This window comes from Paenibacillus sp. SZ31, from assembly GCF_012912005.1.
GTDB lineage: Bacteria > Bacillota > Bacilli > Paenibacillales > Paenibacillaceae > Paenibacillus.
In genome coordinates this window covers 34,764-49,378 of the sequence record NZ_JABBEA010000007.1, presented here as the reverse complement: position 1 = coordinate 49,378, position 14,615 = coordinate 34,764, and the positions used below count along the sequence as shown (strand labels likewise).

The window sequence follows — 14,615 nt, the reverse complement described above, 5'->3', positions numbered from 1 at the left end:
TAGACAATGAAGATTAATCGAAGATATCACCATGTTAATAAAGTAATTGCTTGTTTTCTGTCACTCGCTTTAATCATTGTGACGTGTGCTGTACCTGTGTACGCTGAGGTAGAGAATGTGGAGACAACGCCCTCCAGGATTGCGTTGTCTTTGCTAGAGGAAACGATTGATTCATATGTGGCTACTAATCAGAAGAACAACGCCGCCGTTTCGGTTGTAGCTATCAAGAACGGTGAGACTGTTGTGAATAAGGCCTATGGATACGCAGATCTTGAGCAACAGAGAAAGGCAGACATCTCTACTGTATTTGAATGGGGTTCAACCTCTAAACTATTAGTCTGGACGAGTGTGATGCAACTTGTCGAGCAGGGAAAGCTTGATTTGCATACCGATATTCAGGAATATTTGCCGGAAGGTTTTCTAAAGAAGCTTGAATACGATGCTCCCATTACCCTATTGAACCTTATGCATCATAATGCAGGATGGGAGGATATATTGATCGATTTATGGTATTCATCCGAGAAAGACATTGTGGATTTAGAAGAAGCTTTACAAAAATTTGAACCAAGGCAGATCGATAAACCTGAGAGTGTCGTTGCTTATTCAAATTATGGTACGGCTATGGCTGCTTATATCGTTGAGGTGCAAAGCGGACAACCCTTTTACAAATATGTCAATGAACATATATTTAAACCGTTGAATATGAGAGACACTTCGATTCACCCGTCACAGTATGATAATCTAAACGTCTTGAAAAGGAGAAATGAGATTCAAGGCTACACTACGAATCTGAAACTCATTCCTAAGAACAGAGCATACATAAGCTTATACCCTGCAGGGGGCGCCATTGGCACCGCAGAGGATGCAGCTAAATTTCTCGCAGCCTTGATGCCTGTGGATGGTAGCAATTTATTGTTCGAGAACAATGCCACGTTAGACGAGATGCTGTCAACTAGTCTATATTACGATGGGACTTCTACTCCTCGAATTGCGCATGGCTTCTTTGAGGTAGAGTACTGGGTGCCTGCACTAGAACACGCTGGAAGTACGGCGGGATTTTCAAGTAGATTTGTTTTTGATCGGGAGTCTAATTTTGGGTTAGTGGTCATGACAAACCAGTCAAATGAAATGGCTTATAGCGTTGGTCTTGTCCAGAAGGTGTTTGGAAGTAGTTTCAGCACGAATTCTATTGAATCTGAGAGTGGAGGATATTATCTGCCTGCGCGACGGGTCGTTTCCGGCTTTACGAAAGCATATTCGATGTTAAGTCTGCAGAATTATACCACATTTGACCTTAGTAATTTTGCAAATGTTGTTGAGCGTAATGGCACTGTTGAGAAGGTCTCTATGTCTTATAATGACTTTTTGCCCGTATCCAACTTAACGATAAACGGGATCAAAGCATCTTTTATTGCTCTTGCAGTAGCCATCCTACTCAGTTTGAGAGCTACAATTGGTTATTTTATTCGGTTATCCAAATACAAATTAAAAAACTGGGAAAGACCAGGTACAGGATTTGATAAGTATCATATTGCCATTAATATTGCCAGTCTGGCATTAATTTTGAATACGATCCTATTGTTCATGCGTGCCTTAGGCTTTGCCCCCTATTCTTCATTACGGATACATCTCATCTTAAACCTGGTTTATGTCATTTTAGCTGTGGCGTACCTTGTCTTGATGTTCTACAAACTGCTGAAGAGGAGTTACAGTAAAAAGCAAAAGGCGGTATACATCATGTCTGGCATATCTGCTTTCCTATTTGCTGCTTTTATTGTGGGATGGGATTTGTACTTTTAGAGCCGTAAGCAACGTTATTATTCTTTTGACGTAACAATCAATTGTAATTTGTGGAGGATAAAAATGAAAATTGACTTTAGAAATTTCGATGATTCTTATTATGAACAAGTATGTGATTTCTTGATTGAAATTTCCGCAGATAACCGTCGTCATATTAAGGACCTGTACCTGTTGATGACTATACGATGAGTAAGCAAAAGGAAATGTTATCGGCAACTCTTTAGGTGCTGAAAAAGCATATGTTATTTCTGATAGTATTTTCTATACTTCATTAGGTTTTCAACAGCATTCACACTATACGTTCTATTGGCATAAGGAATAGTTTATAGAGGGCTTTATTTAAGAGGGCGGGAAATAGTAGAAAGGATGAATTTTATGGAATCTTCGGAAGTTTTCAATATAGTTGAGTTAACTCTAGAGGGGTTGAAGAAAAGATTAGATAGTAATAATTCATTATTAATACAAGGTTCAACTGGTTACAGTGAGCCTGCAAAATTTACGTTTTATCCGGGTTCATCAAATCAGGAGATCGATTCTTTATTTGAAGAGTTTAATTTAGTTATTCCTTGGGACTATAAAGCTTTTTTACTAAGTCATAATGGAGCAGAGCTATTCGTGCATCCCTTTTATGGAGGTGGGATCCAGTTGTATAGCTTAAACATGATTCGGCAGGTATACATTGATTATGATTATGTTAGCATGATACCGCAGGGTTGGATTCCAATAGGCTCGGATAATGGAGATATGCTTTTTATAAATACGAATGAATGTATTGATCGATTTTCTAGCTACCTGTATTGGACGGAAATGTTATTTGTTGATAGCGCAATTAAGGTAGATATGAATTTTGAGAGATGGTTTGAAAGATTGATTATATGTAATGGTGCGCACTTCTGGAATTGGAAAAATGAAAATTCTGAACGTTATTATAGGCATTTACAAGGACACATTGAAAATGTGAATAACTATGATGGCAAGAACTATACACTTGCTTTGTCAAAGAAGGAGTAGAATAATGAGCCCTCCAAAACATATCGTATCTGCTGCTGCAATCGTCATAAACGAAAAAAACGAATTATTACTTATTAGAGGACCACGAAGAGGATGGGAAATGCCGGGTGGTCAAGTAGAAGAGGGGGAATCTTTAAGTCAAGCTGCGATCAGAGAAACGAAAGAAGAGTCCGGAATCGACATTGAAATCATCAAATTCTGTGGAATATTTCAAAATATCGAAAATTCAATATGCAACACGTTATTTTTAGCAAAACCAATAGGAGGAGAATTAACCACATCATCAGAGAGTTTAGATTCTGGTTTCTTTCCAATCGAAGAAGCAATTTTAAAAGTCGAATGGAAAAACTTCAGAGAAAGGATAGAGTACTGTTTAAAGCCTGAGCTGCAACCTTTTTGTATTGAGTTTAGCGATAAGAATAATATTTAAAAGTTTCCGGAAAAGCGTGGCGCTATCTAATTTTTTTGGAAATTTATAATTATTTGTTAATTGATCAAAACTGCAATAGGGGGAATTACATTGAACGCAACCTTTACTAAGGTGGCCGGAGTTAGCTTCATTATTTTATCAATCTTAAGACTAACTCCTTATATTAATGTGACTGGTAAGTGGTTGTTATACATATCCATAGCAGCATTTTTTCTTATCCTATATGACTTAATGGAATTTGTGATTAAAAGAATAATGGCAAGTAAGGGTTTGAAACTAAGCAAGATTTTATTTAATTTTCGCCCATTGTTTCTTGGATGTGCAGTGATGGCTATCATCGTTTTGCCTAATATAAAGGTCGCTATCTCTGTTAAAGAGGTGAATACTTATAGTGATTTTTTCACTTTAATTAGCCTAGGAATAGCAATAATGTTACTTGGATTTAAAACTGAAAGAGAAGAATCTACTTCGCTGGAAAAATCAAAAGGGAATGAGATAAGAGATTTTTTAAATTCAACTGAAGGAGAAATGATTATTAAAAAATATATAGAAGAACAATCAATAGAAAATAACAAAAAATTGATAAGTTAGGCAGGTTCTAAGTAGTCATGATGAACGAAAAAGATTTGAAGGTCAATTCCAGGAAGGAAGTTCAATCAATGAAACGAGTCGATGTAGTTTACTCATTACTAACGAATTCATCCAAATCTAAAGTACTTGCGGTAAGAAATGTAGGACGTTCAAGCTGGTCGCTGCCTGGCGGAGCTGTTGAACCCGATGAATCATGGGAACAAGCAGCAATTCGGGAAGCCCATGAAGAAACAGGACTTGATGTTACCGTTCATGGCATTGTAGCAATCAATGAGTGTAAATTTGAAGAAATCAAGGAACATGCCATTTTTATCACATTCAGAGCCGAAATTGTCGGAGGGAGAGAAGAGATATCAAGACCAGATGAAATCTCTGAGATAGCATGGTTGGATATAGCACAGGCAGATGAGCTTATGCCTTATTACAAGAACGGCTTTAAAAGCTTACTTACTGGCAATGAGATTACATATTTCAACGAAGGTAACAAGTGATGTTCTGGAGATAGTTGATGAATCTTGGTATGCGGTATCTCCAGACTTTTGTCAGGGTGAGTTAATCTTAGCTGATCGTCAACTGTGATTAAAGCGAGAAAACGTTAGAAACTGACTTATTTATTAGAGGACTGACATGAACAAATTACCTTTATTTATAGTGACAGGTGCAAGTGGAACAGGAAAAACAAAGGTCTCATCACATGTTCGCAATTTACTTCCGGATTTTAGTCTGCTGTCTAGTGAGTGGCATAATACGCTAGAAAATAACATCATCTGATGAAGTGAAGGAGGTCACGTATTGTTTCTCAATGTATTACTTTGGTTGATTATCCTCTGGGTGATCTCCCTTTATTTCAGTTTTCCCAAGATAGATCGCATGTACACCGTCAAGGTGCCAAGCACTTATTATATTCAATCTCCCAATCGATTGGATATTCAGAAAAACTATGAATGCGCTGCATTTTCCAGTGCGTTCGTCTTGAGACATTTCGGGGTGGAGTCCAACGGGACAAAGCTCTATGAAACCTATCCTCGCAAATTACTGGATGGGACGGTATATCCCAAAGCGGTCGTTGTTTTTTTCAGAAAGCTTGGATATCAGGCAATGTACTTACGTGGGAATGTGAATACGTTGAAGAAGCAGATTAGCCAAGGGGTGCCCGTTATTATATTTATTAGAGTACATCCCAAACAACGTTATTTGCATTTTGTTCCCGTCGTTGGCTATGATGAAACGCACTTTTACTTGGCCGAATCGTTAGATCACAAGATGAATTGTGATAAAGAATATTACAATCGAAAAATCAGCAGTATTGAACTGAACACGTTATGGAGATCTTGGTTACCTTTTTGTCAAAACTCCTATATCGTCGTACATCCAGTGCAGATTTAATTGCTCAAATATTTAATCGGGTTAACAAGTTCTGTGTACGTCCGCATATACATTACAGGAGACGGGTCAAGACTCCGGCTGTCCTAAGTTGTATGAACGGAGGGAGAGACATGGGCATTGAATCATCCTGGATGTTTGATTTGTTTGGAACCGTCTTTCCGGTTGTATTTGTTCTGCTTATAGGTATAGTCCTTCTGTCGATGGGAAAAGAAGTATGGAAGTGGGGGCGTAACAACTCAGAGCCACTGTTGACCGTACCTTCAAGAATCACCAGCAGACGGATGAAGACGAGTCAGTCTCAATCCGAACCAGGCAGTACAGCACGAACCTTATATTATGTCACCTTTGAAGTAGAGAGTGGAGATCGGCTCGAATTCAAAGTCAATGGCGAAGAGTATGGTTTGTGCGCTGAGGGGGATGAAGGACGGCTCTCGTTCAAAGGAACGCGTTACATAGGCTTCGAGCGATATAATCGCTTATATTCCGAACGCCTACGCGGTTAAACCGAGCAGCTTGCGCCAGGATGGCGTGAGCTTTTTTTGATTATTTGCTGGACAAGCGTTTCTTAATGGGCCTAACGTGTTTTTATATAAGGAGAGGCTTAATGAAATTTTGATCGCAGGATCATTACCATAGAGGAGGAAATAAATATGTCATTTACAGATCAGGTCGTTGTTGTAACCGGTGCCGCTCAGGGAATAGGACGCAGTGTGGCCGAGGCTTATGCGGTCGCCGGGGCTAAAGTCGTACTTGCTGACCATAAGGAAGCGGAGGGTGCGGCAGCCGCAGCTTCCATTCGCAATGAAGGCGGAGAAGCCATCTTTGTTCAATGTGATGTTCGGAGCGAGCAGGATATTACGAATCTTTTTCGGACTACCGTGGAGGAATTCAAACAAATTGATGTTCTGGTGAACAACGCAGGACTTGCAAAATGGAAATCACCCTATGAGCTAACGCTGGAAGAATGGGACGATGTACTCAATACCAATGTGAGAAGTTGCTTTTTGGCGAGTCGGGAAGCAGCCAAACATATGAAAAGCAATGAACACGGCGGTGCCATTATCAACATGGCTTCTACCCGTGCACTGATGTCTGAGCCTGATACCGAAGCCTATGCCGCATCCAAAGGTGCGATTGTGGCTCTGACGCATGCGCTGGCGGTCTCACTGGGCAAAGACCAAATTCGGGTCAATTGTATCAGTCCCGGATGGATTGAGACAGGAGACGTGGAGAAACTGAAAAAGGAGGATCATGAACAGCATCCCTCTGGTCGTGTGGGTATTCCTTCGGATATCTCCCGTGCTTGTCTATATTTATCTGACCCAAGCAATACCTTTGTCACAGGGACCAACCTCGTTATTGATGGAGGCATGACCCGAAAAATGATATATGAGGACTAGAACCGGGATCGAGCCGGGTGAGCCCTGCGCTGTCCCAACATAAGAGTAATAAGCCCAAGTTAAGCACTTGGGCTTATTTGTTTTTAATAACTCGGTTGCTATAATAAATGTGATTTTACAACAGTAGAGGAATGGAGGGAGTATATGTTCGGGAAACAATCCCGGAAGGTATTTTGGCTGTTACTGCTGATCGGAGGGATGATAATGATAGGGAATGAGTCACCTGCTGAAGCAGACGGCGCGGATATACGGGCGGCCTGGGTATGGCAGGCGCAGTCTGTTAGCAACGGAGATGAGCTGCTGGCCAATGCAGCTAAACATAAGATAAACAGGCTGTACGTGAATGTAGACATGACGCTGTCCAAGGAGGTATACCAGACGTTTATAGCCAAAGCAAGCCGTGCAGGTATTGCGGTTGAAGCGCTGGGAGGCGATCCATCCTGGGCGGTCAGTGGGCGTGAAGGCCCCATGCTCAGGTTAGCCTCGTGGGTAAGTGACTATAATCTGGCAGCTGAGCCCAATGAGCGATTTGATGCCATACATCTGGATATCAAGCCCTACGTGTTACCAGCCTGGAAAGAAGATGCCAAGCCATTGGTTCAATCCTGGGTGGCCAATATGAATCTGTTACTTGAGCAAGTGAGACAGGGTGGCGCTGTTGCTGTGAATGTTGACCTGCCATTTTGGCTGGATTCGTACACCGTCACAGGGAATAGAACTTCTGAGGATGCAGATAACGAACCATTGTCACGTTGGTTTATTGAACAAGTGGATCATGTCACTTTACTAGCTTACCGTGATAATGCGCAAGGAAACAATGGCATCATACGTTTAATTGAACAGGAACTGAACTGGGCTGATGCCAGCAATGCGAGCGTCACGGTTGGGTTGAATACCAAGCCCATGCCTGGCGAGGAGTTCACGACATTTGCCGGTAAAGGGGCAGCGCAGCTGGAAAGTGTTATTGAAGAAGTTGCCTCCGCATTCAGCGAGCATACTTCCTACGCCGGTTCCGCTGTACATGACATTGTATACTGGGGACAACTGGAACCGTCGGAACTGCCATCACCGGAGATTCCATCCAACCAGCCAGAGATTCGGGGAACGTATATCTGGGAGGCCTCTCAGGTGACGAACGACGGAGGGGAGCACATCTTAGCGTTTGCGAGAGAGCAGAATATTAACTGGTTGTATGTCCGCTTGGATCTGGATCAACCCTATTCCAGTTACCGCAGTTTTGTGAAACGAGCCAGAGCTCAAGGTATTGAAATTCATGCGATGGGTGGACACCCGATCTGGGGCAAGAAGGAAAATCGTCCAAGGATTCAGCGCTTGATTGATTATGTGAAAAATTATAATGCTGAATCTGAGCCGGATGAACAATTTGAAGGCATCCATCTGGATATTGAGCCTTATACCTTGCCGGACTGGGAGAACAATCGGAATACCCTGTTGACCGAATGGGCTGCGAACATTACATTTTTCCAGGAAGAAACGAAGAAGGACAGTGATCTCGAAACAAGTGCAGATCTTGCCATATGGCTGGATACCTTCCCGCTGCCGGGTAAAGACATGTCTGTGACGGAATTTATGATTGGTACACTCGATCATGTGTCACTGATGGCTTTCCGTAACAACGCCGAAGGTTCCAATGGCATCGCTGCTGTTGTGAGTCAGGAGATGGAGATCGCCGATCGTTTAGGGAAAAGGTTGATGATTTCGGTAGAAATGAAGGAGAACCACGAAGGTCCTCATATTTCATTTTATGAGAAGGGAGCAGCGGAGATGGAACTTCAGCTTGCTAAGCTTCCCGATCTGCTGGCCGAATATCAGGCGTACCAGGGCAATATTGTACATGCCTATGATTATTGGATTGAAGCCAAACCCTGAACAGGCGAGTAATATAAGAAATAAGTTGCTTTGGGACTTCACCTTGGGTGAGGTTCCGGGCTTTTTTTTATGGAAAAAAGATGGAATCGTGTCACCGAATGGGCTCCTGCACAATACGATGTACGGAGATGAACAGCTGAAACAAGGGAGGAAACAGAATATGGCTGTTATTAAAGCCAACTCAGAGGACGTCAAGCTATTGGCTAGGCTAATGAGGGCGGAGGCTGAAGGTGACGGCGAACAGGGTATGTTGCTTGTGGGCAATGTAAGTGTGAACCGGGTACTGGTAGATTGTCTGGACTTTAAGGATATTCGCGACATCAATCGTATGGTATTCCAGAATCCAGGAGGCTACGAGTCCACACAGAAGGGTTACTTCTACCAGCGGGCAAGACAGTCCGAGATTCGTCTGGCACAACGGGTGATCAATGGAGAGCGTTTCTGGCCAGCCAGCAATTCATTGTGGTTCTTCCGACCTGTGGCCGAGTGTCCGGCAACGTGGTATGACCAGCAAAATACAGGACGTTTTAAAGCGCATTGTTTCTTCAGTCCTTCAGGCGAAGACTGTCCGGAAGTATATTAAAATTTGGGGAGGAATCACCATGATTAATCAGCCTTATCAACCAACGACTCAAACGTTGGGTCAGCAAGCGAATTCCGTGTTGGGTCAACAAGCTAATTCTCAGGTTCAAGGTACGTCTTACAAAATCGGTAACGGAATGCCTGCCATGTCAGTAACACCAGGAATGGTATCACCAAGCTCCACAAGTGTACCCCCACTCGTATCCAGTGGAAGCCCAATGACACCAACGGGTGCAGTAATCACTACAACGGCGCCACAGTTTGAGCAGTCGTACATTGAGAATATTTTGCGTCTGAACCTCGGGAAATTCGGTACGTTCTACATGACATACGAAGGCAACAAAGAGTGGAACGCTCGCATATTCCAAGGTATCATTGAAGCAGCGGGCCGTGACCATATTATCATCAGCGATCCGAAGACAGGAAGACGGATCATGCTGTTGATGGTCAACTTCGACTATGCTACATTTGATGAGCCGTTGTTGTATCAATATCCGGGCGTGGTAGGCAACTACCCACAAGCTCCAAGCAGATGATCATTGGCGCCTCTTCATTTTGATTGATATTTGATATGGATAACACATAATGAATTACATGCTGTCCTGAATGTGGAGGTATTCCACAGACGGGGCGGCTTTTTACATAAGAATTTGTGCAAAATGATTACTATATGATTGAGTCAGACGTAACCTTTTGATAAAAACATGGCACTTATATATGAACAGAACAAGAAACATGCCTATATGAAGGGAGTCCATAGCATTGAAGTCATGGATTGAAGGAGCGATGAAGGGCGAACCCGAAGCTTACGCACAACTGATGTCTCAATATCGCGGGATGGCTCTTGCTGTTGCCTACAATCGTTTAGGAGATACATTTTGGGCAGAAGATGTTGTGCAGGAGGCATTTACTGAAGCCTTTGGCAATCTGTCCAAGCTGGAGGACTCGGAGGCTTTTCCTGGATGGTTCAAGGTGATCGTGGAGAGGCAGTGTTATCGCTGGCTAAGGCGCAAGCAGCATACCCTGATTCCCGTTCAGGAGCTGGAGCATGTATTCCAGGAAGAGGATCAGGCGCATAATCCAGAAGAACAAGCGGTGCAAAACGAAATTCATCGTACGCTGCGTGATTCGATTGCAAAATTGCCGTCATCGATGCGGATTGCTGTTGAACTGTTTTATTTGGAAGGATACTCGTTGAAGGAAATATCGGATTTTCTCGGGGTCAAGGTACCTGCATTAAAGAAAAGGCTGTTTGATGCCCGATCCAAACTCAAGCGTTCTATGCCAGTGAGGGATCTGGTCTCTGTGTTCAGTGACTTGTATGAAGGAGGAAAAGGATTGTTACACATTATGAATGGAGATCACGCTGCGAATCGTCTAAGAGAGAGTGGAATCGAGGGAGATATCCTCGTATGGAGAGAATTGTACACGTTCGGACCAGTAGCCAAAGATATGGGAGATGTAAAGGAACGGAAGAATCGGGCATCCGTGTTAGAGCAGCAGTTGGGCATTCCGCAGACGGAATACTTGCAGATCGAGGAGCTTGAGCGCAAGTTGCATTCGTTTCAACAATATAAGGAGATTGTCCTGTGGTTCGAATACGACCTCTATGATCAGACGATGTTATCTTACTTATTGCATTATTTCAAAGGACAAGCACTCCAGAATACGAAACTGAATCTGCTCTGTATTGACTCGTATCCAGAGATTGAGCACTTTAGGGGACTGGGCCAACTTACCTCCACGCAGATCGAACGTCTGTCTGGCAGTTGGCACGTTATTGACACGGACGAGCTACAAGCAGGTGCACAGTTCTGGGAAGCCTATACGTCGCCTGATATCCGTCATCATCTGGATTATTTGCAGGCAGACACCTCGGTGCTCTCCTTTGCAAACGCTGCGTTCAAGGCCCACTTGTCCCGTCTGCCATCTGTATCAAACGGCCTGGGAGTCATTGAGCAGATGACACTGGAGACCATTACAGCTGGTGTGGAGAGTCCGTATCCTTTGTTTCGCGAGGTAGGGGACAAGCTGCATATTCTCGGGATGGGTGATCTTGAATACTGGGCACACCTGAAGCGGATGACAGAAGAACCTCATGCTCTACTTCAGATGACCGGTGCAACACCTTTCCCTAGTTTCATGCAGCATGATGAAAAATTCCGTGACGGAGTCCTGTCGCTGACGGAACTCGGGATTCAGGTACTGAGTGGCGAGGTCGATTGGGCTATGTTGAAGCAGGATGAATTCTGGACCGGTGGATTGCATAACGAAAGTGGGAAACAAGCCAAGTGGCGCTGGAACCCCGCTTCTGAGACCATAGTGGAGATTGAGTCGACATAGGAAGTAGAGCAGAAGATATAGAGAAGCGAGTAATGCCCTATACTCTTATGCTATATAAAAGTAATAAATAAAGAGAGTACCAGCCATGCCGAAGCATGAACTTGGATACTCTCTTTGGTGTAGTTCATTGTTTACGAAATGTTAAAAAAACAGCGTAATCGCTACTTTTGTTAAAGAAATAAGGCGTTTGTGCCATTTCGTTGTCATAGGACACGGATTGACTGTGTAGTGTAGAATTATATAATAAAAGAAGCATATCTTTGTTATTCGACAGAACAAGGTGGAGGTGGAAGCATTGGGAAGTTGAAATTGCATATGAGCGGCAGAATGGCAAATATCCTACATTTTCGAAGGAGGTGGACCTATTTGCCGAAGAATGACGGCAAATAGGATGAAAATTTGAGTGACCCCTTACCGAGTATTTTAAATTTAGTAATCATTGGTTTACTTGTATTAATGAATGGTTTCTTTGTGTCGGCGGAATTTGCGATGGTGAAAGTTCGTGGAAGCCGGATTGAGGCTTTGGTGGAAACAGGCAACAAAAATGCCATCTATGCTTCCAATATCGTACGTAATCTGGATGCATATCTGTCAGCTTGCCAATTAGGCATAACGCTGGCTTCACTGGGACTTGGATGGTTGGGAGAACCCGCAATCGCACATCTGTTAGAGCCTATGTTTACCGCGTTTGGACTGGGACCGGTCTATGTTCATGGAATCTCTATTGCCATTGCATTTGTGATCATTACGATCCTGCATATTGTACTGGGGGAACTTGCTCCCAAAACAATGGCGATTCGAAAGTCTGAGACGATCACGTTGTGGTCTGCGGCTTTGCTAACGTTCTTCTACAAGTTAATGTATCCATTCATATGGGCACTGAACGGTATGGCTAACGGTTTGTTGAGACTGTTCCGAATGGCACCAGCTTCGGAGATGGACTCCGCACATAGCGAAGATGAAATACGCATTCTGATGAAAGAAAGCAATAAGAGCGGTTTAATTGATAACACTGAATTAGCACTTGTTGATAATATATTTGATTTTACGGATACAACCGCCCGTGAAATTATGATTCCGCGGACGGAAATGATCTGTCTGAACGCCAATGAGTCGATGCTGGAGAATCTGGAGATTGCCAGTGAGAGTATGCGAACAAGGTATCCGGTATATAACGGAGACAAGGATCATATTATCGGCTTTATTCACATTAAGGATCTAATGCGATCCCAACTTACGGATACCATCTCCGTGATCCGGCCCATCCTTGCTGTGCCAGATACCACGCTAATCAGTGATCTGCTCAAGCGTATGCAGCGTAGCAAGACACAGATTGCGATTCTGATTGATGAATACGGCGGAACCTCCGGGCTTGTCACACTTGAAGATATCATGGAAGAGATCGTAGGCGAGATTCAGGATGAATTCGACCATGAGCGTCCTGTCATTGAACAAGTGGATGAGATGGAATACTCCATTGATGGATTGATGCTGATTGAAGAAGTCAGCGAACGATTCGGACTGGAGATGGATCGTGCCGATTACGATACCATCGGGGGCTGGCTATACTCCAGAGTAGATGCCATTCCACCTGAGGTCGGTCAATCGGTTGAGTATGGGGGTTATGTATTTGTCATTCAAGAGACAGAGCATAAGCGGATTTCCCGAGTGAATGTGATTAAGCTGGAACTATTGGTTGAAGAAGAAGGCGCGTAGCCAGATCAAAATTGTAACGAATGAAGCTGTATGGTGACGCAATGGTCATTGTACAGCTTCTTTGCATACTCATGATTCTTTGGGTACATGAATGACAACATCGGCGTAACGATTCTCCGTGACAAAGCTATTTTTGATATAAATTCGCTTATAAGTGACGTAAACATTCTCTCCAGGAGCGAGATCATGCTGGATATTCAGCTTTTTTCGAGTGGATTGGGTTGTTGTCGGTGTCTTAATGGTGATGATGGCGTACATAGGCGTATCCACGAAAGTAACCTCGTAAGAATTGTAGTCCCCGACCTTAGTGGTGGATAACACCGGATTTTGCTTATACTGAGTTAGGTGATCATTCACCATGCCAAGTGTTACAGGTAGCACATAAAACAGAAGTGTCAGAGGCAGAAGGCAGAAAGCAATCCCGAAAACTCGTAAAAATTTGACATGGGAAAGGGTTCGGCGACTCTGCTTGAGGAGAAGAAAAGCAAGGATGGGAGACAGTGCAAATCCCCAGATCATAAAAGGTAATACATAGCGGTCAATCCCCATGCTTATCCAGCTTTCCCGGGCTGTAGCCAAGAAATATATTAAGGTCCCGAGGGTAAGCACACCCACCAAGATAAGAAGACTACGTTTGAACGAGCCGGAAACTTCGATATGTAGTTCATTCGGATTGGAGCTGTGACGATGCCTTCTGGATTCGGATTGAAATTCACTCAAGTTATACACCTCATTTGCAAATCTTGTTGGTTAATATGGTTCCAACCATGCATTACCCAATACATACGGGCTGGAATAGTTTAGGTTTCACAATACTGGAAATGTATAAAAAGGACAAAAGACGCTGCCGACAGAAATATCGGAGCGTCTAATTTTTTTTGAAACCTGTCACCCGATCCGTCCGTTTATACCCTTACACAAAATCAAGTATGGAAGCGGAGGATGGATCAATATGCGGAAAACGAAAACAAAGAGTGCAGCATCTATACTAAAAATAACCCTTGTTGTCTTGTTAATAGTGCCAACAATCCTGGCTATACCTACGTCCGAACCAGCCGTTGCAAGCCCGATAATCAACGTGTCCTCTGGTGCACTTACAGCTCCACCGCCACCCGAACCATCCATCAATTCGCTTGCTACCACTCAGGAACGAGGACATATCTATCAGGCGGTCGGTGCACTCATCCCTGGGGGAGGACTTTCTGCCATCGTCAATACGAAGACCGCGACATATGTGGAAGTGAAGACACTTTCGGTAGATTACCGACTTGAGCGCTGGACAGGAACAGCATGGGTAACTTTCAAAAACAATTCCAACAATGCAACGAAAACAAACTTACTGAATGCCACATCGGATTGGACCGTTATGCCAGGATATTATTATCGCGTTACCAGTATTCATACAGCGCATGATGGAAGTACTACGGATACCAGCAAACATGTTTCTGGCACCGTGTTATTTTGAT

General features: G+C 43.4%; 15 protein-coding genes. 14 read left to right on the top strand and 1 reads right to left on the bottom strand.

Translation table 11 applies throughout. The annotated features are described in order from the left end of the window. Positions 1-6: 6 nt before the first annotated feature. The 13 genes from HF638_RS15345 (at position 7) to HF638_RS15285 (ending at position 13,149) form a co-directional block, all read left to right on the top strand. Positions 7-1,800, top strand: a complete 1,794-nt coding sequence (locus HF638_RS15345) for a serine hydrolase domain-containing protein (protein WP_169480987.1) — start codon at positions 7-9, stop codon at positions 1,798-1,800. Between the two features lie 375 nt (positions 1,801-2,175). Beyond that, positions 2,176-2,811, top strand: coding sequence for an SMI1/KNR4 family protein (locus HF638_RS15340; protein ID WP_169480986.1), 636 nt, complete (start codon positions 2,176-2,178; stop codon positions 2,809-2,811). A 4-nt stretch (positions 2,812-2,815) separates the two neighbouring features. Continuing rightward, positions 2,816-3,241, top strand: coding sequence for an NUDIX hydrolase (locus HF638_RS15335; RefSeq protein WP_169480985.1), 426 nt, complete (start codon positions 2,816-2,818; stop codon positions 3,239-3,241). Positions 3,242-3,331: 90 nt separating this feature from the next. Then, positions 3,332-3,832, top strand: coding sequence for a hypothetical protein (locus HF638_RS15330; protein WP_169480984.1), 501 nt, complete (start codon positions 3,332-3,334; stop codon positions 3,830-3,832). Between the two features lie 68 nt (positions 3,833-3,900). Then, on the top strand, positions 3,901-4,323 hold the full coding sequence (locus HF638_RS15325) for an NUDIX hydrolase (protein ID WP_169480983.1): 423 nt from the start codon (positions 3,901-3,903) through the stop codon (positions 4,321-4,323). Positions 4,324-4,624: 301 nt separating this feature from the next. Further along, on the top strand, positions 4,625-5,218 hold the full coding sequence (locus HF638_RS15320) for a C39 family peptidase (protein WP_169480982.1): 594 nt from the start codon (positions 4,625-4,627) through the stop codon (positions 5,216-5,218). Positions 5,219-5,328: 110 nt separating this feature from the next. Then, a complete protein-coding gene (locus HF638_RS15315) occupies positions 5,329-5,721 on the top strand; it encodes a DUF2500 domain-containing protein (protein WP_169480981.1) in 393 nt (130 codons plus the stop codon). 147 nt (positions 5,722-5,868) lie between these two features. Next, a complete protein-coding gene (locus HF638_RS15310; RefSeq protein WP_169480980.1) occupies positions 5,869-6,618 on the top strand; it encodes a glucose 1-dehydrogenase in 750 nt (249 codons plus the stop codon). Positions 6,619-6,822: 204 nt separating this feature from the next. After that, positions 6,823-8,508: a hypothetical protein gene (locus HF638_RS15305; protein ID WP_169480979.1), complete on the top strand. Its 1,686-nt coding sequence runs from the start codon at positions 6,823-6,825 to the stop codon at positions 8,506-8,508. Positions 8,509-8,668: 160 nt separating this feature from the next. Continuing rightward, the gene (locus HF638_RS15300) at positions 8,669-9,091 is read left to right on the top strand and encodes a cell wall hydrolase (RefSeq protein WP_076217086.1); all 423 of its coding nucleotides are present in this window, start codon (positions 8,669-8,671) and stop codon (positions 9,089-9,091) included. Between the two features lie 19 nt (positions 9,092-9,110). Further along, complete coding sequence (gene gerQ, locus HF638_RS15295; RefSeq protein WP_169480978.1) at positions 9,111-9,626, top strand: spore coat protein GerQ; 516 nt, start codon at positions 9,111-9,113, stop codon at positions 9,624-9,626. A 226-nt stretch (positions 9,627-9,852) separates the two neighbouring features. Further along, a complete protein-coding gene (locus HF638_RS15290; RefSeq protein ID WP_169480977.1) occupies positions 9,853-11,433 on the top strand; it encodes a sigma-70 family RNA polymerase sigma factor in 1,581 nt (526 codons plus the stop codon). Between the two features lie 399 nt (positions 11,434-11,832). After that, positions 11,833-13,149, top strand: a complete 1,317-nt coding sequence (locus HF638_RS15285) for a hemolysin family protein (protein WP_036613746.1) — start codon at positions 11,833-11,835, stop codon at positions 13,147-13,149. Between the two features lie 69 nt (positions 13,150-13,218). On the opposite strand, the gene HF638_RS15280 is transcribed toward HF638_RS15285, so the two are convergent. Then, complete coding sequence (locus HF638_RS15280; protein WP_169480976.1) at positions 13,219-13,869, bottom strand: hypothetical protein; 651 nt, start codon at positions 13,867-13,869, stop codon at positions 13,219-13,221. A 232-nt stretch (positions 13,870-14,101) separates the two neighbouring features. On the opposite strand from HF638_RS15280, the gene HF638_RS15275 reads away from it, so the two are divergent. Next, positions 14,102-14,614: a hypothetical protein gene (locus HF638_RS15275; protein ID WP_169480975.1), complete on the top strand. Its 513-nt coding sequence runs from the start codon at positions 14,102-14,104 to the stop codon at positions 14,612-14,614. Position 14,615 lies beyond the last annotated feature (1 nt).